The organism is Wenyingzhuangia gracilariae, assembly GCF_056387575.1.
In genome coordinates this window covers 259946-283077 of the sequence record NZ_CM150748.1, presented here as the reverse complement: position 1 = coordinate 283077, position 23132 = coordinate 259946, and the positions used below count along the sequence as shown (strand labels likewise).

18 protein-coding genes and 1 pseudogene are annotated in these 23132 nt (G+C 33.9%); 10 read left to right on the top strand and 9 right to left on the bottom strand.

Going from position 1 to position 23132, the window contains the following annotated elements:
- Position 1: 1 nt before the first annotated feature.
- The 5 genes from ACY2IJ_RS01080 to ACY2IJ_RS01060 all read left to right on the top strand — a co-directional run bounded on the left by ACY2IJ_RS01080 (position 2) and on the right by ACY2IJ_RS01060 (position 8889).
- Positions 2-1657 (top strand): sulfatase-like hydrolase/transferase, encoded by a 1656-nt coding sequence (locus ACY2IJ_RS01080; protein WP_476725310.1) that lies wholly within the window; start codon positions 2-4, stop codon positions 1655-1657.
- A gap of 11 nt (positions 1658-1668) precedes the next feature.
- Complete coding sequence (locus ACY2IJ_RS01075; RefSeq protein WP_476725309.1) at positions 1669-3177, top strand: sulfatase family protein; 1509 nt, start codon at positions 1669-1671, stop codon at positions 3175-3177.
- A 238-nt stretch (positions 3178-3415) separates the two neighbouring features.
- Positions 3416-4060: an SDR family oxidoreductase gene (locus ACY2IJ_RS01070; RefSeq protein ID WP_476725308.1), complete on the top strand. Its 645-nt coding sequence runs from the start codon at positions 3416-3418 to the stop codon at positions 4058-4060.
- Positions 4061-4251: 191 nt separating this feature from the next.
- Complete coding sequence (gene lacZ, locus ACY2IJ_RS01065) at positions 4252-7509, top strand: beta-galactosidase, LacZ type (RefSeq protein ID WP_476725307.1); 3258 nt, start codon at positions 4252-4254, stop codon at positions 7507-7509.
- Positions 7510-7689: 180 nt separating this feature from the next.
- Positions 7690-8889: a family 16 glycosylhydrolase gene (locus ACY2IJ_RS01060; protein WP_476725306.1), complete on the top strand. Its 1200-nt coding sequence runs from the start codon at positions 7690-7692 to the stop codon at positions 8887-8889.
- A 101-nt stretch (positions 8890-8990) separates the two neighbouring features.
- Here the strand turns inward: ACY2IJ_RS01060 and ACY2IJ_RS01055 are convergent, their stop codons facing one another.
- Positions 8991-9431, bottom strand: a complete 441-nt coding sequence (locus ACY2IJ_RS01055) for a response regulator (RefSeq protein WP_476725305.1) — start codon at positions 9429-9431, stop codon at positions 8991-8993.
- Between the two features lie 76 nt (positions 9432-9507).
- On the opposite strand from ACY2IJ_RS01055, the gene ACY2IJ_RS01050 reads away from it, so the two are divergent.
- Positions 9508-9987: an ISL3 family transposase gene (locus ACY2IJ_RS01050; RefSeq protein WP_476726528.1), complete on the top strand. Its 480-nt coding sequence runs from the start codon at positions 9508-9510 to the stop codon at positions 9985-9987.
- 311 nt (positions 9988-10298) lie between these two features.
- Here the strand turns inward: ACY2IJ_RS01050 and ACY2IJ_RS01045 are convergent, their stop codons facing one another.
- Positions 10299-10502 (bottom strand): hypothetical protein, encoded by a 204-nt coding sequence (locus ACY2IJ_RS01045; protein ID WP_010136054.1) that lies wholly within the window; start codon positions 10500-10502, stop codon positions 10299-10301.
- A 189-nt stretch (positions 10503-10691) separates the two neighbouring features.
- Between ACY2IJ_RS01045 and ACY2IJ_RS01040 the strand changes: the two genes are divergently transcribed.
- The 3 genes from ACY2IJ_RS01040 to ACY2IJ_RS01030 are packed head-to-tail and all read left to right on the top strand — an operon-like array spanning position 10692 to position 11846.
- Complete coding sequence (locus ACY2IJ_RS01040) at positions 10692-11231, top strand: hypothetical protein (protein WP_476725304.1); 540 nt, start codon at positions 10692-10694, stop codon at positions 11229-11231.
- A 4-nt stretch (positions 11232-11235) separates the two neighbouring features.
- A complete protein-coding gene (locus tag ACY2IJ_RS01035) occupies positions 11236-11631 on the top strand; it encodes a DUF5675 family protein (protein ID WP_476725303.1) in 396 nt (131 codons plus the stop codon).
- 5 nt (positions 11632-11636) lie between these two features.
- Positions 11637-11846 carry a hypothetical protein gene (locus tag ACY2IJ_RS01030; RefSeq protein ID WP_476725302.1) on the top strand — a complete coding sequence of 70 codons (210 nt, stop codon included), beginning with the start codon at positions 11637-11639 and terminating at the stop codon, positions 11844-11846.
- A 261-nt stretch (positions 11847-12107) separates the two neighbouring features.
- On the opposite strand, the gene ACY2IJ_RS01025 is transcribed toward ACY2IJ_RS01030, so the two are convergent.
- Together ACY2IJ_RS01025 and ACY2IJ_RS01020 are read right to left on the bottom strand one after the other, a co-directional pair.
- On the bottom strand, positions 12108-12539 hold the full coding sequence (locus ACY2IJ_RS01025) for a DUF6943 family protein (RefSeq protein ID WP_476725301.1): 432 nt from the start codon (positions 12537-12539) through the stop codon (positions 12108-12110).
- Between the two features lie 1292 nt (positions 12540-13831).
- Positions 13832-14107, bottom strand: coding sequence for a hypothetical protein (locus tag ACY2IJ_RS01020; protein WP_476725300.1), 276 nt, complete (start codon positions 14105-14107; stop codon positions 13832-13834).
- Between the two features lie 20 nt (positions 14108-14127).
- Here ACY2IJ_RS01020 and ACY2IJ_RS01015 point away from each other — a divergent pair.
- A pseudogene (locus ACY2IJ_RS01015) lies at positions 14128-14658 on the top strand (RNA polymerase sigma factor); the annotation flags it as partial.
- 238 nt (positions 14659-14896) lie between these two features.
- Here the strand turns inward: ACY2IJ_RS01015 and ACY2IJ_RS01010 are convergent.
- The 5 genes from ACY2IJ_RS01010 to ACY2IJ_RS00990 all read right to left on the bottom strand — a co-directional run bounded on the left by ACY2IJ_RS01010 (position 14897) and on the right by ACY2IJ_RS00990 (position 23073).
- Positions 14897-16147, bottom strand: a complete 1251-nt coding sequence (locus ACY2IJ_RS01010) for a S41 family peptidase (RefSeq protein ID WP_476725299.1) — start codon at positions 16145-16147, stop codon at positions 14897-14899.
- Positions 16148-16157: 10 nt separating this feature from the next.
- Positions 16158-16967 carry a hypothetical protein gene (locus ACY2IJ_RS01005; RefSeq protein ID WP_476725298.1) on the bottom strand — a complete coding sequence of 270 codons (810 nt, stop codon included), beginning with the start codon at positions 16965-16967 and terminating at the stop codon, positions 16158-16160.
- A 95-nt stretch (positions 16968-17062) separates the two neighbouring features.
- A complete protein-coding gene (locus tag ACY2IJ_RS01000; RefSeq protein ID WP_476725297.1) occupies positions 17063-18010 on the bottom strand; it encodes a T9SS type A sorting domain-containing protein in 948 nt (315 codons plus the stop codon).
- A gap of 86 nt (positions 18011-18096) precedes the next feature.
- Positions 18097-19413, bottom strand: a complete 1317-nt coding sequence (locus tag ACY2IJ_RS00995) for a hypothetical protein (protein ID WP_476725296.1) — start codon at positions 19411-19413, stop codon at positions 18097-18099.
- A gap of 285 nt (positions 19414-19698) precedes the next feature.
- Positions 19699-23073 (bottom strand): TonB-dependent receptor, encoded by a 3375-nt coding sequence (locus ACY2IJ_RS00990; RefSeq protein WP_476725295.1) that lies wholly within the window; start codon positions 23071-23073, stop codon positions 19699-19701.
- Positions 23074-23132: the final 59 nt, after the last annotated feature.

The following is a 23132-nucleotide window of genomic DNA, read 5'->3' as shown; positions in this document are numbered from 1 at the left end:
TATGAAAAAAACAATTCAATTCATCACTTTAATGTGCTATTTGGCTATTACTAGTCTACAAGCACAAGAAAAACCAAATATTATTTTTGTTCTTACAGATGATCAATCTTACAATTTATTAGGTTGTACAGGAAACGAAATTGTAGAAACTCCCAATATAGACAAACTTGCCAAAGAAGGAGTCTTATTTACCAACGCACACGTATCTAGTGCTATTTGTACCCCAAGTAGAGTTTCTATTTTATTAGGGCAATACGAACGTAAGCACGGTGTTAACTTTAACTCAGGAACTTCTGTGTCGGACAAAGCTTGGGAAAAATCATATCCAATGGTTATGCGTAAAGCAGGATACTATACAGGATGGATTGGTAAAAACCACGCTCCTATTGGAAAAGGTGGTTACGATAGCGGAGTCATGGAAAAAAGTTTTGATTATTGGTATGCTGGTCACGGTCACTTAGGATTTTATCCAAAAGATAGACACAAAATTTTTAACGATGCCATTGCAGATACGCAACCAGAAGTAATTAACGAAGGGGTTGATGATTTTTTAGATCCTAACGCACGTAAATTAAAAGGAGCTATTAAGTTTTTAGAATCAAGACCTTTAGACAAACCTTTTATGCTATCAATCAACTTTAATCTACCTCATAGTGCTAGTACTAAAACTATGAAACTAAAGCCTACAGATGATGCTTTGTATAGAACCAAGTATAGAGATATAGAAATTCCTTTACCGGACAACTATATTGCTAAAAAAGACATTAAAACACCTAAGTTACCGGCAGATTTATTAAGAGCAGAAGACAGACAAGATGGATACAATTACTCTGATACTCCAAAAGATGTAAAAGAAAGATATATCCGTCAATTAGAAGCAATGACAGGAATTGATCGTTTGGTTGGTAATTTAAGACAAAAATTAAAAGACCTAAAAATCAATAAAAAAACCATCCTTATTTTTACCTCTGATCACGGTTTATTTATGGGAGAACAAGGTTTAGGAGGAAAAGCACTGTGTTACGAAAAAACAACCCATGTACCTATTATTGTGTTAGATCCTAAAGCAAAAAGAAAAACAAGAGGAATGAGAAGTGATGCTTTGGTACAAACAATAGACATTGCTCCTACAATGTTAGCCATGGCTGGTATAGAAATTCCTAAAGAAATGCAAGGAAAAGATATTTCTAACTTAATTAAAGGAGAAAACAAAGAAGTAAGAGACTATACCTACACAGAAAACTTATGGTCTACTCACTTTGGAAATCCTAAATGTGAAGCGGTACAAGATAAAGAATGGAAATACATTCGTTATTACAAAAACACCACTCGTTCTGCTACTCAAGAAATTAAAACAGCTAAAGAAATGGGAATTCCTGTAAACAAAATGTTATATGCAGTACACGATCCAGATATTGCTTATTACAGACATTTGGCAGAATCTTCTTTAGAAGGAGAACAACCTGTGTATGAGGAATTGTACAATTTAAAAAACGATCCTAACGAATTGCACAATTTAATCAACAACCCAAAACATACAGCAGTTCTTAACAAATTAAAAGCAGCTTGGAAAACACAAATTACCTATGCTAGAGGTAAGGGAAAACCAGCTGTATATAGATATACAAACGATAGTCATCCTAACGGAGGTCATTAACAAATAGATTCATGAAAAAAATCATTGCATTATCAGTCCTTAGCATTGCTTTGTTTAGCTGTGCTCCTAAACAAAAGAAGGTTAAAAAGGCAGAAAAACCTAACATCGTTTTTATTTTTACAGACGATCAAACCTATAGTTCTATCCATGCTTTAGGGAACTCTCAAATTATTACCCCAAACATGGATAAGCTAGTACAAAACGGAACTACACTAACCCACACTTACAATATGGGTTCTTGGAGTGGTGCTGTTTGTTTGGCTTCCAGAGCAATGATGAACACTGGTAGATTTGTTTGGAATGCTAAAAAATTCTCATACAAACAAGAAGGAAACGACGAAAAAATTTGGTCAAAACTAATGCAGTCAGGTGGATATGAAACCTATATGACAGGGAAATGGCACGTACACATTAATCCAGAAAAAGTATTCAACCATACTGCCCATGTTAGAGGTGGAATGCCAAAAGATGCTTGGGATCATTTTAAAATGGTCGCTAAGTTCGATTCTATTAAAAACATAAAAAATGCCAATCCAGATGATTTAATGCCTATAGGTTACAATCGTCCTCAAAACGAAAACGATCATTCTTGGGATCCGAGCAATCCTAAATTTGGAGGATTTTGGGAGGGTGGTAAACACTGGAGTGCCGTTGTAAAAGACGATGCTTTACAGTTTATAGACCATGCAAAAACATCAGACAAACCATTTTTTATGTACTTGGCTTTTAACGCTCCGCACGATCCTAGACAAGCTCCTAAAGAATATCAAGAAATGTACGATGTTAACCAAATGGAAGTCCCTAAAAGTTTTATTCCTGAATATCCGTACCGTAAATCTATTGGAAACGGAAACAATTTAAGAGACGAAGCTTTGGCTCCATTTCCTAGAACTGAATATGCAATTAAAACTCATATTAAAGAGTATTATGCAAGTATTACCTATGCCGATGCTCAGATAGGGTTAATTTTAGAAGCTTTAGAAAAATCTGGAAAAATGGAGAATACCTATATTATTTTTACTGCCGATCATGGTTTGGCTATGGGAAGACACGGTTTGTTAGGAAAGCAAAACTTATTCGATCATAGTTTAAGACCTCCTATGGTTATTTTAGGACCCGATATTCCTAAAAACAAAAAAGTAGACACCGATGTGTATTTACAAGATGTAATGGCCACAACTTTAGAGTTAGGAGGAATACAAAAACCAGATTATATAGATTTTAATAGTTTTTTAAACATTGCTAAAGGGCAAAAAACAGAAAGCTACTACCCTTCTATTTATGGAGCATATTTAAGTCTACAACGTGCTATTAGAAAAGATGGTTACAAATTAATTGTGTATCCAGATGTTCCTAAAGTTTTATTGTTCGATTTAAAAAACGATCCAGAGGAAATGAATAATTTATCTGAAAATCCTGAGCAAAAACAACGAGTAAAAAGTCTTTTTAAAGATTTATTAGAATTACAGAAAAACATGAACGATCCTTTAGATATTTCTAAAATTTATCAGAATTTGTAATTCATTAACTTACCATATTCAATTTCAATCCCTAGTCTTTTTTTAAGACTAGGGATTTTTATATGTTGATTACAATCAATCGTTATACTTCTACTACAACCCTACTTTGGTTTGCTATTTGATGTTTTATAGTTAAGCACAATATTGTGTAAAATCTTTAGTAATGTTTGTAACACAATCCATTTTGATGGCTTATGATTTTTACCTAAAAACATTACTTCTAAAAATAAACAAACACATGAAAGTATTAATTATTGGTGCCCATGGAAATATTGGTCAACAAGTAGCCCAAAAACTTAAAAAATCAAACCACCAACCTATTGCTATGTTGCGTAAACCAGAACAAAAACAAGCGTTTGAAAACAAAGAAATAGACACAGTAATAGCAGATTTAGAAGAAGATTTTGAACATGCTTATAAAGGAATTGATGCTGTTATTTTTACAGCAGGTAGCGGTGGACATACTTCTGATGAAAAAACACATCTTATTGATAGACAAGGAGCGCAAAAGGCTATTGATTTGGCTATTAAACACAAAATAGATCGTTTTATTATGGTAAGTTCTATGGGATCAGGACAACCACAAGAAAATTGGCCTAAAAGTTTAACTTCATATTTACAAGCAAAAACAGATGCAGACGAGCATTTACTACACAGCGGATTAAATTATACCATTTTAATGCCTGGAACTTTAACAGACAAACCAGCCACCAATAACATTACATTAAGCTATGATTTAGCACAAAAAGGAAAAACAATTCCACGTACAGATGTAGCTACTTTTATAGCAAAGGTATTAGATCATCCCAATGCATATGAAAAAAGTTTTGAGCTTGTAACTGGAGATACTCCTATAGATAGTGCTCTGCAACAAATTGCATAATTTTCTATTTTTTAAAACAATTATTCCCTATCAATCCTTAAGCTCCGTATATATACGGAGCTTAAGGATTTTCTTTTTAGAATATTCTTAGAATTCAACATATACTACACACGATAGCACATTCATTATTCTCTTTTTAAGGTTTAGCATTGTATTTTAGCATACACAAAATAGAAGTTTAAAAATTAAGAATGAAAAAATTAATAATCCTTATGAGTGCGGTGCTTTTTATACAAAGTACCAAAGCACAAAAAAATGATTGGGAGAATCCACATGTCAATCAAATTAACAAAATGCCTGCTCGTAGTACGTTTTACGAATACGAAAATAAAACTCAGGCTTTACAAGGAGATAGAAATCAATCTAAATTCTTTAAATCCCTAAACGGTAACTGGAAATTCCACTGGGTAGCCAAACCGTCAGATGCTATTGAGGGTTTTGAAAAAACAGATTACAATACTAACCATTGGAAAAATATTGATGTTCCATCTAACTGGGAAATGAGAGGGTATGGAACTCCAATATACACCAACTCTACGTATCCTTTTTTTAGTGATTTTCCTAACATCAATCATCACGACAACCCTATTGGTCACTATACAAAAACTATACAATGGGACAATGCCTGGGAAAACAAAGATGTTATCTTACATTTTGGAGGAGTTTCATCTGCTTACTATGTTTGGGTAAATGGAGAATTTGTTGGGTATAGTGAAGACACTCGTTTGCCATCAGAATTTGATATTACAGCACACTTAAAAAAAGGAGCAAATAAAATTGCTGTAAAAGTATATCGTTGGGCAGACGGTAGTTATTTAGAAGCACAAGACCATTGGAGAATGAGCGGTATAGAAAGAGAAGTTTACATTCAAGCTGTACCTAAAGTTCGTTTGGCTGATTTTACCGTACGTACCGATTTTGATGAAAATTACAAAGATGCTTTGTTACTAGTTAGACCTAAATTTGTAGCCAATGTATCTAATAAATATGTAAAACAAATAGGTCATTTTGGCACCAGTCCTTTAGCTACCAATTATGACAATTGGACCTTAACAACTACTTTAATTGATGCCGAAGGAAAAGAAATAAACAACGAGAGCATTACACTAGGAAAATACTTTAAAGAGTTTTATCCGCAAAGAGACAATGTGTATTTTGCTTTAATGGAGTCTAAAATTAAAGCTCCAAAGCAGTGGTCAGCAGATCAACCTTATTTGTATACTTTAATTTTTACTCTTAAAGATGATAAGGGGAACGAAACTCAACACACTAGTACAAAAGTTGGATTTAGAGAAGTTCATATTGATGAAAAAGGACGTTTTTTGGTAAACGGTAACATGGTAAAAATGATTGGTGTCAATCGTCATGATCATAGTATGACTAATGGAAAAAGTGTAACTAGAGCAGATATAGAGGCAGATGTAAAACTGTTAAAACAATTTAATTTTAACGCAGTAAGAACCTCTCACTACCCTAACGATCCTTATTTTTATGAATTGTGTAATCAATACGGATTGTATGTTATGGATGAAGCCAACTTAGAATCTCATGGAACTAGAGGGCAACTAAGCAATGTACCTGATTGGGGAGCTGCTTATTTAAATAGAGCCATTCGTATGGTGGAAAGAGATAAGAATCACCCTAGTGTGGTAATGTGGTCTTTAGGAAACGAATCGGGAATGGGACCTAACCATGCTGCTATGGCTGCTTGGATTAAAGAATATGATCCTACACGCTACATTCATTACGAAGGTGCACAAGGACAACCTGCCCACCCAGATTATAAAAAGAAATATTTTAACATTGGAAAAGGTAACCCTACAGATCCAAAATGGGTAGATATGATTAGTAGAATGTACCCAAATCCAGATGCATTGCAAAGTTTAATTGATGATACAGCTGCTATAGACAACAGACCTGTAATTATGTGTGAGTATGCACATGCAATGGGTAATTCTGTAGGAAATATGCAAGAATATTGGGATGTTATTTATAGAAACGATAGAGCTATTGGAGGATATATTTGGGACTGGATTGACCAAGGTGTATTGACCAAAACCAAAGATGGTATTGAATATCTTGCTTATGGTGGTGATTTTGGAGACACTCCAAACGATGGAAGTTTTTGTATCAACGGAATTATTGCTGCAGATAGAACTCCAAAACCTGAAATTTATGAGTGTAAAAAAGTTAATCAACCTGTAGTTATTACCACTACAAACGCACAAACAGGTAAATTTACCATTTTAAACAGACATCATGCAAAAGATTTGTCTGCTTACAACATCACTTGGGAATTGGTTCAAAACGGAAATATTATCAAACAAGGAAGTATTGCTTCTTTAAAAACATTGCCTAATCAAACAGATAAAATAGTTGTAGACTTTAAAAAACCACGTGTAAAAGCTGGTGATGAATTTTTTATCAACATTAAAGGAAGCCTAAAAAACAATACCCTTTGGGCTCAAAAAGGATTCTTGGTTTTTCAAGAGCAATTTGCTTTAAATTATGAGACTCCTCAGGCAAAAGAAATGAGTTCTGGTTCTAAGCTTACCATAAAAGATCAAAATAATTTAGTGATTTTACAAACTCCAGAAAGTAAAGTTGTTATTGATAAACAAACAGGAATGGTAACTGATTTTGTAAAAGAAGGGATTGCTGTTTTAGCTACTCCACTAAACTTAAATTTTTGGAGAGCAGCAACTGAAAATGATCAAGCTTATAGAAGAGCTAAAAAACAACAGAATGAATTGATGTGGATGGATGCTAATAAGAATTTTAAAGTAACCAATGTAACCGTATCAAACCCTAAAAAAGGAAAAGCAATTGTAAACGTAAAAGGGACTATAAGTACAACTAATACAGAGGTTCTTTTAACATATACCTACATTGCCAAAGGAAATTTAAAAGTAAATTACCAAGCCAACATTCCTAACGGACAACCTAATGCACCAAGAATAGGAATGTCTTTTGATTTATACAACCAATTCCAAAATGTAACTTATTATGGTAAAGGACCACAGGCTAATTATGCCGATAGAAATACAGGAGCTTTTGTAGGTATTTACAAAGCCAATGCAAACCATATGAATTATGAATACATTTATCCAGAAGAACATGGAAATCATATGGGAACTCGTTGGTTTAGTTTGCAAAACAAAGCAGGAAAAGGAGTTTTAATTTCTAGCGAACAACCTATTAACTTTAGCGTATGGCCTTATAGCTTAGAAAATTTACAAAAAGCAACCCACACCTATCAATTGAAAAAACGCAACGTGTTTACCGTAAATGTAGATGCGCAGCAAACAGGAGTAGGTGGAGATAATACTTGGTCTGCGATAGCAGAACCACATGAAGAATATTTACTTAGCCCAGGAACTTATAAATATAGTTTTTACATTACTCCTTTAACCGGAAAACGTATAAAAGCTCAAGAAATAAAATTCTAGTTTCTTTATAGAACACTACATTTCTTTTATAACAAAACTCATCATTATTTTTTAGAATGATGAGTTTTTTATTTCAAAAAATAAATTCTAGACATTTGTATTAGTATTTAAATCTACTCTAGCCAAACCCAGTTACAACAACCTATACTTTTGTTTTTTTTAAACCAATAAAATTATTTTATGAAAACTGCATGGATTGCCATATTAGCTTTTAGTAGCAATATATTTGCTGCATCTTTTGACCCTCCTACTCCTAAACCAGGATATAGATGGGTAATTAATGAAAAATATTCTGATGAATTTAACGGAACCGAATTAGACCGTAGCAAATGGAACAATACTTTTAAAGGATGGAAAGGAAGAAAACCAGCCATGTTCGAACCAAGTACGGTTTCTGTAAACAACGGAACTATGCAAATTAAAAACGGAATGTTACCCGAAGAAAAAAATGGATATACCATTGCAGGTGGTGCGGTACAAAGTAAAGAAGAAACAGCTCATTTTGGTTATTACGAGGTAAATTTTAAAGCTTCTAAAATAAACATGTCTACCACTTTTTGGATGTCTAACAGTAAACAACCTGTAGACTTTGTAACTAAAAAAAGTAACGGAGAAAATTGTGCTAAAGACAAATACAGCCAAGAACTAGATATTGTAGAAAGTATTGGTGGTACATTTAATAGAACCAACAAGTTTAGAACACAAATGAATTTTAACACACATTACCGTTATATTGATTGTAATGGTGGTAGAGAAAAATTCTATTCTGCAGGAAATAATGCAATTGAAGGAAATGGTCAAAAAAGCAATGCTAAATTAAGTTCTGAGTCTTGGCAAGATTTTCATACTTATGGAGCTTACTGGAAAAATGCCAACGAAGTGTCTTTTTACGCAGACAACCGTTTTGTTGGTGATGTAAAAGTAAGTACTGAAGTAGTTGACAAACCTTTTGACAGAGCCATGAAAATAAACATGGTTACCGAAACCTACAATTGGGTTAAACCTATTCCTACCCCAGAAGAATTAAACAACAATGCTATTAATACTTCTTATTACAATTGGGTTAGGTCTTATGAATTAGTTCCCATAAACAAAACCTATACAACCAACTACGCTCCTATTTATAAAGAGGAAATTAATCTTACAGAAACTCCAAAGGTAATTGGTAAAAAAAAGATAGAAATTTCTTACACTTACAAAGCCAATAAAAATACAAAGGCACTTTTAAAAGTAGTAGATACTAACAACAAAGTAGTTTCTACAACTACTTTTAAAGTTTTAGCTGGATTTGGAAACAATAATCAAGTTATTAAATTAAAGGATAAAATTTCTAAAAAAGAAACCTATACATATCAACTAGAACTTGTAAAGCATTTTTAAACAAAAAGGTCGTTTATTTTAGACGACCTTTTTATTTACGCTATTAATAAACCAATTTCTGATGCAAACAAAAAAATTAGGAGTAGTAATCAAATTTACTTTTAGTTCTGAATGTTTACTATCAGTTTTTTTAACAGCTCTTTTTTCTTGATCGGTTTAGAAATATAATCTGTAAATCCTAAACTTATATATTTATCATAATCTGATGACATGGCATAAGCTGTTTGGGCTATAATTTTTGTTTTAGCATTCATTTTTAAAATTTGTTTGCTCGCTTCTAAACCATCCATTACTGGCATTCTAATATCCATTAAAATAACATCTACATTAGGATTTAAACAATAAGCCTCTATCGCTTCTTTTCCGTTTTTAACGTAGGTAACGTTTGCAGATAATTTTTCAAAAAAAGCTTTAAAATACTCAATATTAACAGGTTCATCTTCTGCTATAATTATATTACGGTTGTTTAATTTTTTTAAATCATTTTGATTGATTTCTTTTTTGGGAGAAAGTGTTGTTGTGTTTAAAGGAATGGTAAACATAAAAATGGTTCCTTTGTTTAGTTCAGACTCCGCCAGACTCCACCATAAAATCTCCTTTTAACAATTTAACAATTCCATAAAATTAGCAAAACAGAAAAAGATACTCTTTATTCCTGAAACTTTTGAAAATGGAGATACTAGAAAACAACTACTCGCTAGAAGTAGATATTTACTCTACAAAGCTCTTTCAGATTGGACACAAAATCAATACTTCAGAAGTAAAATTCTATTCCAGCAATACCCAGATATCAAAAAAGCATTCGACTTAGTCCAAAGTCTCAAAAATATATTCAACCAAGCGAAATCAATAAAAATTGCATACACAAGGTTAGCACAGTGGTATAATCAAGTAGAAAAATCAGGATTTAAGGCTTTTAATACAGTTGCAAACACCATCTATAATAACTATCGATCCATATTGAATTACTTTAATAATAGAAGTACAAACGCTGCTGCTGAATCTTTCAATGCCAAAATAAAAGCCTTTAGAGCACAATTCAGAGGGGTAAGAAATGTAGAATTCTTCTTATTTAGACTAACAAATATTTTTGCATAAACACAACTTTTAGGAATGATCCTAAAAATATCTAATTAAACAGAATTATTCACCCCCTCATTTACACCTTAAAAAAGAAAACACCTTACAAACATAGTGTTTATAAGGTGTTTTAAAAATTAATGCGGTCTGGACGGGACTCGAACTATTCCCGTTATACCTTATAAACAGTGCTATTAACACTTATAAATTATTTTTGTGAACCGATTTGTGAACCTAAAGTTTAAATAATTTTAGTATTATTTAACTATCGTTCTTTCTACAAATTTACAAATTAACTATCTTTAAATCAATACAAAACACATCAAATTTTATGATACTTGCTTCAAATAATTATTAATGATTTCGATACTTATTCCACTGTATTCAGCGAATTCTTCAGAGGTAATAAATTGGTGTGGTTGCTTATCAAAATGTTCTCTAATCTCTTTTAATAGCCTCCTACCATAACGTTCACTTCTTCCAGTTATACACTGAACATCTTTTGGATAAATACATGCTCTGGTAATTTTCATGATTTAATACTTTAACTATACTTTATCCTAGGGGTAAATATACACTATTTCGGAAAGAAAGGCTTTTAACGGCCTATATAACACCCTTATTTTGATTTCTATATAAGATACTAATTCTTTTGTTATAAACTTTAAAATCATAGTATTATAGCAAAACAAACAGGTATTATTAAATTAAAAGGAACTCTTTTGCAAAATGCTAAAGACAAACGTGTTTCTAGTAGATTAACAACCACTGTTTTAAAAGTGGTTAAAACAGATACTACGCATGCTCGTGGGGAAAGAACCATTCAAGATGGAACTTTTGGATTGTTAACTAACTTTGAGTTCAACATCAATGGAAAATTAGGAGCTACTATGTTTGCAGCTTTTACCAATGCTTTGGATAGAGCTACAGGAGAAGCAACCGTTAACATTCCTGCTTTTAAACCAACAACTCACATTGCAGGTCCTTCTGGAACGACTCACTTTAAAATTGTGACTGGTGTGGCAGAATTGGATTTTGAGAATGAAACTTTTGTTTTTGACAATGATGAAACAGCTATTTTACCATACGATGGTAATGATACTGCCATTATTGACTTGACTGCTTCAGCTCCTGCAAACTCTGTACTTCCTATTGTTCAGGTGTTGGGTGTTGAATTCTATCAAGAAGTGAATGGTGAAATGTATTCATTAAAAAATGGTTCTTACAATGCTTTGGCTATTAAGATAGCTGATAAAGTGTAAGGATATGGATATCCATTTGTATAGAACTTACTTTAAAGAGGGTACCAACGGTGCTCTCTTTATTCACGATTCTTTTTTTGGCTTCTGTATCGAGTTGCCCTGGTTAGAAAATCGTAGAAATGTTTCTTGTATTCCAGAAGGAACTTATATGTTAAAATCAAGGTATTCTCAAAAACTCGGACATCATTTGATTTTGGAAAATGTTAAAAACAGGACACTTATTTTAATTCATCCTGCCAATGATGCTTTGAAAGAATTAAGAGGCTGTATCGCTCCTGTAACTTGTTTATCAGGCATTGGAAAAGGTACCTCTTCCAGAAGTTTATTAAACAAATTGGTTTCCAAATGTTATCAAGCTTTTGATAGAAAGGAAACTGTACAATTAATTATAAAATCTTAGAACTTATGAATATTCAAGAAAGATTAAAACATCCAACACCATCCTTTTTTAGAAAACTTAGAAACATTGGTCTAGCATTAGCAGCTGCAAGTGGGGCCATCTTGGCCTCTCCAATTGCGTTACCTGCTGCCGTGATTAGTATTGCCGGATATGTAGCAGTAGCCGGAACGGTGGCCACTGCGGTCAGTCAAGTTGTGGTTTCAGACAAAAAATAAATAGCTATGGAAAATCTTCAATTAAAATCAACGGTGTTTGGAGGTACATTGTTTACTACCCTAGCGAATATCAAACTACATGATGTTTACTTTACTATTATCATGGCTATTATTGGTGCGGTGGTCAGTTTCTTTGTATCGCTCCTGTTACGTAAGATTTTTTTGAAGTGATTTTCAGTAGTTGGTAAAAGGTAGAAAGTAAAAAGACTTGATACTTTGCTTCATTTTATAAACTCCTGGTCTTTTGATCAGGAGTTTTTTTTATGCACTGATTTTGTTTTTACTTTCTTTAAAACAGGCTTGTATAAAAGCCTTTTTTAATAATTTAATTTTTTCCAATGCTTGAGATAATCTTTCTTGCTCCTGGTTAATTGCTTGAATGATTTTGATGTGTTTGTAAACCTCAACATTTAAAATCATTCCTTCTTTTAATGTTTTAGAACAATCTTTAATACCAATAAATGGAATAACACTACCCTTTAAATAATAAGCATAAAAACCTCCAATTTGAAGCATCATTGATAAATGAAATAATGTGTTTTTGTCTTCTTCTGATCTGGTGGTAACCACAAAGCAGTTCGGACAAGGGTTGTCCAGTGGCTTGCCACTGTTCAATCCTTTGTTTAAAATGAAAAAGTGAGGTTTGTCGTAGGTCATCTCTACACGGTGGGTCTTGATTTCAAAACAGTACATAGCTATCCAATTAAAATTGCTCCGCTACACTCCGCATCAATATTTTTTTTGGAAAAAAGATGCCTATAACATTGTTGCTGTGGCAGATGCTGTCAAGCTTTTTGGAAAAAAGTTTGGAGAAAGAATGCATAGTTTTTTGAAATACTTATCAAAGTTTTTATCAAAACCCGGAGGGCTTGAACTTGATAGCATTGAGTGTTGGATGAAAGGAAGCAACGAAATTTGCAACCTTTTTTATTTAAATAATATCTTTCTTTTCAAAGGCTTAAAGCAAGTGGTTTGTAATGTAACGTAGTGGAATGAAAAACCTCTTGCTGTGCGGTGCTGAGGGGATTGTTTTGTAAACTTTATTATTTCTTAAAAGCTTCCAATGCCCACAAGCACATGGGGAATTGGTATAATTATGTATGCTTTCTTTCCTACTTTTTCTTGATAAAAAGTAAGCAAAAATCAAGAAGCACCTTATGAAATTGCTACGCATCATTCACTCTCACAATTCCATGCTCTTTTTCTTCGAAACGCACTTTCATTGTTTCGTTCATTATTTCTTAGGTATTCGATAAGAAATATTCAATTTGAATTTACACGCAATAACTGTGTATGCCATTTATAATTAGACATCTAGTTTCATTTTAAAAAAATGATTAATCGGATTGAAATGAGGTAAAACAGCCTTGAGCCAAACGGTGGGCTGAGTGTGCAAATAGTGGAACGGTTTGCGGACACAGGCCAAGCGCTAGCGAGCCGCCTTGCGAGTGGAGCAACGGGTGGTGCAAAAAATAGCATGAGGAACGAATGTGGTTTGCAGCTATGTGTGGAGTTGAACGGCAGGTTTTTGTATTTTTTCAAACAAAAACCTAAAGAGAAACGGAACAATACACAAGGGTGCCGATTTAATTGCTAGAGCCTGTGTGTTGGATGATGTGGTTGGCAAAAAGGCGGAAGCAACACAATCAAGAACCCGCAGCCCGTAGCGACCTGCAAGGCGAGCTAAAATTATGGCAATGGTTGGCTGTGTTGTGGCTGAACGAAATGAACCGAAGCCATGAGTGTGAATGAAGTGAAGTGACAAAAACAGACAAAGGAATTGCAGTGAGGACTGATTGAGGAACGCAACAACCGTGACAAAGTGCCCTTCGACAGGCTCAGGACAGGCCGGGCACATGAAATGTAAAATAGCTCTTTTTTTAAACTTTATGATGAATAGAAAAGCTTAAAAAAAGTGCTATTTACTTTGGCAGGGTTGTTTGCTGACGATTAAAGGAGGAACTCCGCTTTCCACTTTTTAGTACTCATTTAGGAATAAGTGCTTTAAGCTCGGTTTCATCAAAATCAATAGCCTCTAATTGTTCTTTAATCAATTTTTTTTCTTGAATTGTTAAGGTTTCTTCAAAGTATTTTTTCAACACATTTGTTGTCCAGTTCAAAGAGTTTATAAATTTTTTATCGGCTGCTCCCATTTTGTTTTTATCATCCATACTCTTTCTTTTTGCAGAAGATTGTTGTTGTTTTAAGGCATCTGTTTTGTTGCGAATCCTTTCTGTATATAGAATCGTATTCTGATGCATAAAAAAAAGCAAACAATTACCGAATAAACAATGTGGAGCAGACTGAAGAAATCTTGCAAAATTTTTGGATTGATATTTGGGAAAAAACAGAAAAGTTTAAATGTAATGAGGAAGGGAGTGCCAAAGGATTTCTATCTCATTATTTGTTATTCAGAGTTCTTGATTTTATTAGAAAAGAGAGTATCAATATCATCACATTGGCTAACGAAGAAACTTTTCAATATTTTGAAGAAAGTTTGTCTTACAATCATGTTTCTGAAGAATATGATATTAAGGAGTTGGAGTTGATTATTCATTCTATATTAAAAGAGTTTCCTGGAAAAATGGCAGAAGTATTCATGCTCCATCATCGTGATGGACATACTTTTAAAGAAACTGCTAAAATTCTTAACATGAACGAAAGAACAGTTAGGTACAAGTCTAAAGAATGTATTGCAACATTAAGAAAAATATTGGAAACCAATAAAAATGTTACTTCGTTTAAAATAGTAAAAGACAACACCTCTTCGGTTGTTTACATTGTGCTTTTAATAGAAAATATTTATTTTTAATTACCCCTATTTTATTAAAAACAAGGTTGATTTTTTTTAAGGGTAACAATAAACTACACAAAATATAAGCCAGCATACTAGGTTACTGGCTCAGCTTTAAAACAAACAAATTTAAAAAATTGAATTTTACTAACAACCTAGTTTGCCAGTAGTATCAATGTGATTTTGTAATAAAAATAGTCTCAAACTGTTGGTTATTTTTACAGAAAGAAGGAACGTTGTGTGTATTGAAGTGTTTTTAATTGACTAGGCTGAGTACTTTTTTTAGCAACAACTCATTAGAATCTCCTAATGGTTGTATTTCCAAACTCTCTAGTTCATCTACAATGTGAGTAGGAGTGATGCCCTTTGCGTAACCTCCTTCTTGATGGGCATTGAATAGTTTGTAAATAGACGGATACAAAACCCAGCCAGATTCTTCCAAACGCTCATCTTTTATTGTAAAACCTGCCACATCTTTACCAACGGTTTTTTCTCCAATGGTAACTACTTCCATGTAGGGTTTTAGATTGTTGATGACAATTTCTGAAGCGGATGCTGTGTGAGAACCGCATAAAATATAAACTTTCTGAATGGATGGATGCACATTGTGAAGCGTTTTAAAATCAACCTGAAACTCATTCATTTCAATAGCTTCTTGAAAACTTTGTAGAATTGTACCTCCGTTTTTGTTGCCAACAAATTGAATAAATAAATCGTCTTGTGAAATATTAGGAGCTAAAATAGCACACAACGCTGCTGAAGAAGAAACATCGCCACCACCGTTATATCTCAAATCCAAAACAATTTTGTTAACCTGTTGATTTTTAAAATCTTCAAAAATATGAACAAAATTTTGAGCCATTCCTTTGTCAAAATGAGAAAAGTAAATGTAACCAATTTTAATTCCGTTATTTTTTATAACCGTAGTTTGAATAGGTTGATCCAAGGTAAAGCGTTGAGAAATATGGAACTCTTGTGTGTTAGAAAATCCGTTTTCTTCTGTAAAAGTAACAAGTGCTAAGGTTGCTTCATCGGCTGTAATTAGTGTAGAATACAAATTACTAGCATTAGAACTAGTCAAATTAACCCCATTAATCTTGGTAATCAAATCACCTCTAACCAATCCTACATTTTGTGCAGGAGAACCCACAAGGGTATATAAAACAACACCATACAACTTTCCTTGATATTCCTTAAATGCGATATCAAAACCATAAGACCTACGCAAACTTTGTGGAAAAGTTTCGGACAGAGCAGGATGGTAAGCATAAGAAAATCGATCTTCTGAATGAAGGATACTTTTTAAAAAATCTTTAGGAGGCAAGGACAAATCTACCTTATTAGGAAGGCTTTCGTTCCAGTAGTAATAGCGTTCCATTTGTTCATACATCCATTGATTGGTATACTCATTAGTTCCTTCTTGATAGGTGATAATTTCTTCAACATCGGGTTGACATGAGACAAATAAAAATATGAACAAGCAAAGATAGGCGATTGTTTTTTTCATTAAAAAAATTCTAATTGTAATTAAAATAGGTTCTTAAATCTATAGAAGCACTTACTCCTGTAAAATTACCCGAAGCATCGGCTGTTTCTTCTAACAAAACCATTTTAGATTTACCCGCTTGTACAGGTAACGTAATTTTTATTTCAGCATTGTCAGCCAAATAGGATTCTGTAGTACCATGTTTTACAATTTGAATGTTGATTAATGGCGGAATGGCCAAAGAGGTATCAAATTCTACATAAGCAGAAAACGCCTCTGGATTGATGTTTTGAGCAGTAGCCAATGGTGTTCCTAAAAAAGAGGTGATGATAGCATCTACCGTACCCTGATAGCCACTTTTGCTATAATAATTCATGTTAGGAAACCGAAAACGATAGCCCATGTAGTTGTTTCCTGTCAATTTACCTGGACGATCTTTGTAGACCTCCGATATAAAAATGCTAGGAGCTTTGTAAAAAAAAGAAACGGTGTCTAAAATTTCACTGACTTCTGCGTTGTTATAGATAAATTCTTTTTCTTCTAAAACGTCTTCAGACAAATGGCTAATGACTTGAATGTTTCTAGGAATAACCCTGTCGTAATAGTTGACAAATTCGTAGTTGTTTTGAATGTTTTTGGTAAAAACACTGTCGGTGTTTATTTCTAGGGTTTGGTGATTGATTTTGATTCGTACTGAATCTGCGTTGTTAGATAATACATAACCTTGAATGGAAATTTTTCCAACAACACCAAAATTGGTTTCTTGGACTTCTAAAGAATCGTTACAGCTTTGGAATAAAAGAGTTGTACCCAAAATGATTCCTAAAATTGATTTTTTCATATGTTGTATTTTGTGAATGTACAGTATAAAATAACGGTGTTCTAAAAACTAAAATGCACAATGCAAAAGCATTGTGCATTTTTAATTTTTTGCGTTTATTTTTTAATAAACTTAATGCTGTATTGTTTGCTTGGTGTAGAAAGCACTGCAAAATAAACTCCTGAGGAAAGTTCTGAAACAGATATTCCTTCTGCACTATAGCTAGCCTCTTTTACCAAAGCTCCAAAAACATTGTAAATCTGTAGCTCTGCTTTTTCTAGCTTTCTTGCATCATTAAACAACAACTTAGAACCTACAGGATTTTCTTGCAACGCTAATTTTGACAAGCCAGGGATTTCTGGATTGCTTAGGGTTCCTAATGTAGATGCATCTAAAACAATAGAATTTATCTCATAACCCCAACCAAAATTATTACCATTGGAATTTGTCATGTGACGAATTCCTATATAAAATGGAGTATTTTGACTAGGTAAACTTTCTATATAACTAGTAATATCTAGCTCATAATCTTCAAATTGTTCAGGAAACGGACCAAATGAAGAATTGTTTGGGTTTTTTAATGATATTTTCCCCAACAAAACAAAAGATCCTTCTAATGAACCTGCTGCAACATCACTAAAATCGGGACTTGTAGATGCATAAAATAATAAGTCTGCTGATTTACTATCAGTAGCCAAAGCTGCTTGACCATTTATCAAAAGTTTAAACGTTCCTTGATAATAGAACCCTTCAGCCCCAGTAACCGCTAAAGAAATTTCTGGACTAATCGCCCAATTGTTAGGGTTATTAATTGTATTAAAAGATGGTAATGCATAAATGTATGACCCCAAAATATCAAATTCATCCAATTTCCCTACAACCCATGTAGTATTATCCATTGTAACTGCCTTTTGTGCTTTCCAATTATAAGTATCTTCATCTGCATCTACCAAAGTCCAATCATCTACAGCTCCATCGTTAAAATCGTCTGACCATACAGGCAATTGTGCTTGAGCTGTTCCTACAACCACTAACAAGCTCGTTAAAAGTATTATTTTTTTCATTGTTTTGTTGTTATTATTATTAAATAATTGTTTGATAAAAAGACACCAGCCGAAGCTGATGTCCATTGGTTTGTTTTACTTAAAAATTAAAACCCAAAATACTGAGTCCAAGTAGCCGTAGCCCATCCTGCCTCAGTTGCAAATGCACCTGTGTTACCAGACAAGCTAAATCCACCATCATTAAAGAAAGGTTGTGTTAATCCCCATTTTTCAGCAGTACTTGAAGTTGAAGTAGGGTTATTAATAGGATTACCCAAACTAACTGCCCCCCCTGTAGAAGTCGCAGGATTCACAAACCCATGAGCTTTAAAAAAAGACCATGAAGAATTTGCAGGTAAAGAAGGACTTTGCCAGAAAACACCTGTGTTGTAACCTGTTACGGTAGTATTGGTTAAGTCAATCTCACCATTTCTACGTACATGAATTCCATTTTCGTACAAGTCAGCCGCTGCTGGGTAGCTAACACCAACAATAGATAAATCAGCAATTACAGGTCTTGTAATAGGTGTATTAGTAGAACCTGAACTATCATTATCTAACTCTATACCATTAGAGTCAGGAGATGAACTACCAGAGTGATCACTGTTTTTATCCGCCAATACCAAAGCTTTGGTAACAGATCCAGTATATCCTTGGTCAAAATCCAATGCATCGTCTGTTTGTGCGAACACTACAACGTACTCTAAATCTACAGTACCTCCAAAAAACTCAATACCGTCATCCAATCCGTAAGATACTTGAATATGGTCAATAGTAGTACCAGAACCAACACCACCTAAAGTCAATCCGTTTACTTCGTCTCCAGAGTTAGGTCCACCTAAATCACTACCTGCAAACTCAATACGAACGTACTGTAACGTACCTCTGTTATCAGTTGCATCAGAACCTCCGTAATAGAAGTCTGTATCATCACTAGGTAAACCTTCAATGATATTGTTAGTAGACCCCGTATTTGTAGGAGCATCTCCTAAAACAATCACCCCTCCAAAATCTCCAGGAGCTGGACTGTTACTAGAATTTCCATCTAACAATTTGTAACTGGTAAATACAATTGGGTTGGTTGCTGTACCAACAGCATTGATAGCACCTGTTTTCGTAATGACTAAAACTCCATTTGGATCTGCTGTTACCCCGTCTGACTTGATGTAGGTACCTGCTTCAATAGTCAAAGTAGCACCATCTTTTACTTTGATTACTCCACTAATTTCCCAAACCTTATCATTCGTCCAAGTAGTGTTGCTGGTAATGTCTCCAGATACATTTTGTACTGATAAAGTTGCTGCTGCATAATCTGCAGTAGTTACTTCCATGTTGAAAGAAGTATTTCCTGTTGGAAGATCTTCATTCTGTTGGCAAGAGCTTAACATCGCAATCGCTGCTGCCATAGACAATAATTTTTTCATGATAAATTTTTTAACAAGTTTATTTTAGTAGTCACCTTTTTTAGGAAGCAATCTTTAGAAAGGGTAACTGTTCTTTCTAAAGATTATAGCTGTACCTGTTTTCGCCATCTTTTGTCTCAGGTTTTTTTAGACAAAAGGTTTTATAGCCTCTTTGCGCAAAGTTTATCTTCGTAACCTTGAATTTGTTTCAGGGTTTATTCTTTTATGGTGTGTTCTTGATATATCCTGAAACGAGTTCAGGACTCTTGAACTAACATTATTTTTATGAACGTAATTCTATCTTATTTAAAAACGATAGCTGATATTGGCACTAATACTTACCCCTCTGTACGATTTGAACTTTACTTTATCTATCCCTTCATCGTAACCATTGCTAGCACCTGGAGTTAAACCATATCTATTTCTAGAACTAGGTCGTATTCCCCCTATAGCTGGTCTTTCCTCACCTGTATAACTGTTTTGGTTGTTATAAGTTTCCGTAGGAGTGTCAAACATATTTTTTACATTCACTTTGAATTGTAAGTTTTTTTCCTTTAAAAATTTGTAACTAATTTGGGCATCGGTGGTACTAAAAGGTCTGCGTATTTCTTCTTGAAAATAATCTGCCGCAACCAGTAAAAATTGATCCCCCACTGTATTGTGTGCTACATTGAATCCAAAACGTTCTCCTGTATAATCTAAGCCGATGTTATACGCATAGGGGGACTGTCCACTCAAAGGACGATTGGCATCGTAAGGAACATCTATTGATATGGAATTACCATCTTCATCAAGAACTAATTCATTATTTTCATCTCGTAATACGCCACTTCCCCAACCTACTACCTTGGTATTGTTATAAGTAGCATTGGCGGTAACGTATAAATTCTCTAAAATGGTACTCTGTCCCAAAAAAGTAAAGCTTTTTCTGATTTCCGCTTCTATTCCCCATAACGTAGCACTTTTAGAATTTGCTGTAGTAATAAAAGTTGCTCCTGTCCCATTTCCTCTACTTGCAACGGCTTCTAACGGATCTTGAATTTCTTTGTAATACACACTGGCAGATAATAGTTCTCCTAGTTTTGGAAACCATTCTACTTTAAAATCGTAATTATCCGCTACCGAAGAGACCATACCTTTAGAACTGGAAACTAGTGCTGAACGCACAGGATCAAAATAAGGGACTCTTAGTCTTTCTGCAAACTGTGGGCGGGTAACCGAACGGTTGTAACCCAATCGTATATTTACTTTTTTAGAAGGAGTAAAAGTCAAGTTGGCTGAAGGTAGGTATTGCCATTTTTTATCATCTACCTCTTGTAATTTATCTCCACCACCAGTCAAAAAATTACTATCTGTTTGCGATTGTAGTTGTGCATACAAAAAAGATTCTGCACGCATTCCCCATACCATACGGAACCATTTTGTCCAAGCATTGTCAAACATTAAAAAAGGTGCATGAATTTTGGTTTCTCCTATAGTAGCATCTGCCAAATAATCGTACTTAGACCATCCGTATTGATTCCAACCATAATAATCTCCATTTAGCAGTTCAGAAAAAGGAATGGACAAACGTGTTCCTTTTCCTTTAGGTTCTTCTACCAACCAACTTAAATCTATACGTTCTTGCTTATTTTCTGCTCTTTTGTGGGTTCCAAAATATCCTGCCTTTACTCGGTGCTCATGGTCTCCTAAATTCCATTTCCATTGCACACTTCCTCCCCAATTGTAATTGGTTTCTTTGTTCCAGAAATGATATCGTTTTAAAGTGTTTGGATTTCTATTTACAACCAAATATTCTGATATTATATCTTCTCCTTGATACACATCAAATACATCATAAGAAGTTGCATCTTTGGTTTTCTTATCTGTGTAAGAATGGGCTCCAAACCATTTTACTTCTAAGTCTCCAAAAACATGTTTCCCTTCTAACTTGTTTTGAATAAAATCTTGAAAAACGGGATAGTTTGTGGTTTCAGTATATGGCAATGCAGAACCATCTACAATATTAGGAAAGTCATCTCTTTCATTATCCCAACCTGTAATTTGAGTCAATTGACTATCAAAAGTATGAGTATAGGTGTTTCTTAGATCTATTTGATGATTTCCTACATCCAACCCTGCATTGACAATCCCCCCTAAACTACTATTATAACTGTAAGAAGCTCCTGAGTTTTGAAAAGAATACTGCTCCATTTTGTAGTATTTATTGTTCTCTGTAATAGGTAAAAACAATGAGTTTTCTTTCCAAGTACTTCTTTGCGTATGTTCTATTTCTTGGGTTTCTTGTCTGTTTCTTAAAGTCAATGCGGTCGCAAATCCCCATTTGTGATTGTTTTTAAGATCGTACACCCTTCCTAAACTTAATTTGTAAGAGCTTCCTAAAGGAGTATTGGTGGTGTAATTGGTAAAATTGTCTTGGGTAAACTTTTTAGACTGTTCTATATAAGCATCTGCTTCAGCTTCGCTCTCGGGAGCTTCTATTGCAACCAAATCAGGAAAGTCTCTAGTTCCATCATCAAAGCCAAAATAATCGTATTTTCCTTTTTGTTTGGTTACACGGTCTTTAAAGGTACTACGGCTGTTGTAAGAGCTTCCTACAGAAAACGAGGTAAAGTTTTCTTTGGGAACTGTTTTGGTTTTTATTTCTACATATCCACCTGTAAAATTGGCATTCATGTCAGGAGTTACGGTTTTGCTCACCACCACACTTTCTACCAAAGCACTCGGAATAATATCAAAAGAAAAGTGTTGTTGGTAAGCATCTGTACTGGGTAAGTTTACCCCATCCATCACCGCTTGGTTCCAACGACCTCCCATAGAACGTACCACTACGTATTTGTTGTCTACTGTGGTTACTCCTGTAATACGTTTTAGCGTAGCTCCTACATCACTATCTGGTGTTTTGGCTATTTGTTCGGCAGAAATACCATCTGAAAATTGAGCCGCTTTTTTTTGTTGATTTAAGAATCCAGCAATGCTTGCTTGGTTACGTGCAATTTTAGCAGTAATGACAACTTCGTCTAAGCCTGCAATGTCTTGTTTAAGCACAATATTTAACTGATTGGTTTTGTTAGCATCTACTACAACATCGGTTACTTTTTGAGTTTGGTAGGACACATAGCTAAACACCAACGTATAGGTTCCTACGGGTACATTGATCTTGAAATTACCATCAAAATCGGTCATGGTTCCTTGAGTGGTTCCCTCTATGAGAATTGTGGCTCCTGGAATGGGCATTCCATCCTCGTCTAAAACTTTACCTATAACTTTTCCTTGTTGTTGTTGTTGTTGTTGTTGGATACTTTTTTCAGGAGTGGTTTTTACAATTACAATAGTATTGTTATTAGCTGTTAATTCGTAATTAAATGCTGTTTTACTTAAGCTATTTTCTAAAAGCTCTAGCACATTAAATTTTCCTTTTTTTATAGCTATTTTTGGGGTATCTTTAAATAAATCTTCTTGGTAAAAGAACGCATAATTTGTTTGTTTTCTAATAAGGTCAAAAACTTCATCTATTGCTACTATTTTTTCTCTATGTATAGTAATTTCTTCCTGTGAAAATACAGTACTCGGTGTAAAACTGAATAGGGATGTGCAAAACAAGAAAACGAACAGCCTCATAACAAACTGTAATTTCATTTTTCCTAATAGGAAAAACAGATTCATAAATTTAATTTCCATAAATTTGGATACGATTTAGTTAATTTTTAATTGATTAATTCTTAAAAACAAGGGAATAA

What these genes read in the sequence shown, in the direction of transcription:
- ACY2IJ_RS01025 (WP_476725301.1), bottom strand. Translation starts at nt 12,539, where the DNA reads ATGTACTGTTTTGAAATCAAGACCCACCGTGTAGAGATGACCTACGAC.
- ACY2IJ_RS01005 (WP_476725298.1), bottom strand. Translation starts at nt 16,967, where the DNA reads ATGAAAAAATCAATTTTAGGAATCATTTTGGGTACAACTCTTTTATTC.
- ACY2IJ_RS01045 (WP_010136054.1), bottom strand. Translation starts at nt 10,502, where the DNA reads ATGAAAATTACCAGAGCATGTATTTATCCAAAAGATGTTCAGTGTATA.
- ACY2IJ_RS00990 (WP_476725295.1), bottom strand. Translation starts at nt 23,073, where the DNA reads ATGGAAATTAAATTTATGAATCTGTTTTTCCTATTAGGAAAAATGAAA.
- lacZ (WP_476725307.1), top strand. Translation starts at nt 4,252, where the DNA reads ATGAAAAAATTAATAATCCTTATGAGTGCGGTGCTTTTTATACAAAGT.
- ACY2IJ_RS01030 (WP_476725302.1), top strand. Translation starts at nt 11,637, where the DNA reads ATGAATATTCAAGAAAGATTAAAACATCCAACACCATCCTTTTTTAGA.
- ACY2IJ_RS01060 (WP_476725306.1), top strand. Translation starts at nt 7,690, where the DNA reads ATGAAAACTGCATGGATTGCCATATTAGCTTTTAGTAGCAATATATTT.
- ACY2IJ_RS01055 (WP_476725305.1), bottom strand. Translation starts at nt 9,431, where the DNA reads ATGTTTACCATTCCTTTAAACACAACAACACTTTCTCCCAAAAAAGAA.
- ACY2IJ_RS01080 (WP_476725310.1), top strand. Translation starts at nt 2, where the DNA reads ATGAAAAAAACAATTCAATTCATCACTTTAATGTGCTATTTGGCTATT.
- ACY2IJ_RS01010 (WP_476725299.1), bottom strand. Translation starts at nt 16,147, where the DNA reads ATGAAAAAAACAATCGCCTATCTTTGCTTGTTCATATTTTTATTTGTC.
- ACY2IJ_RS01035 (WP_476725303.1), top strand. Translation starts at nt 11,236, where the DNA reads ATGGATATCCATTTGTATAGAACTTACTTTAAAGAGGGTACCAACGGT.
- ACY2IJ_RS01075 (WP_476725309.1), top strand. Translation starts at nt 1,669, where the DNA reads ATGAAAAAAATCATTGCATTATCAGTCCTTAGCATTGCTTTGTTTAGC.
- ACY2IJ_RS01020 (WP_476725300.1), bottom strand. Translation starts at nt 14,107, where the DNA reads ATGCATCAGAATACGATTCTATATACAGAAAGGATTCGCAACAAAACA.
- ACY2IJ_RS01070 (WP_476725308.1), top strand. Translation starts at nt 3,416, where the DNA reads ATGAAAGTATTAATTATTGGTGCCCATGGAAATATTGGTCAACAAGTA.
- ACY2IJ_RS00995 (WP_476725296.1), bottom strand. Translation starts at nt 19,413, where the DNA reads ATGAAAAAATTATTGTCTATGGCAGCAGCGATTGCGATGTTAAGCTCT.
- ACY2IJ_RS01000 (WP_476725297.1), bottom strand. Translation starts at nt 18,010, where the DNA reads ATGAAAAAAATAATACTTTTAACGAGCTTGTTAGTGGTTGTAGGAACA.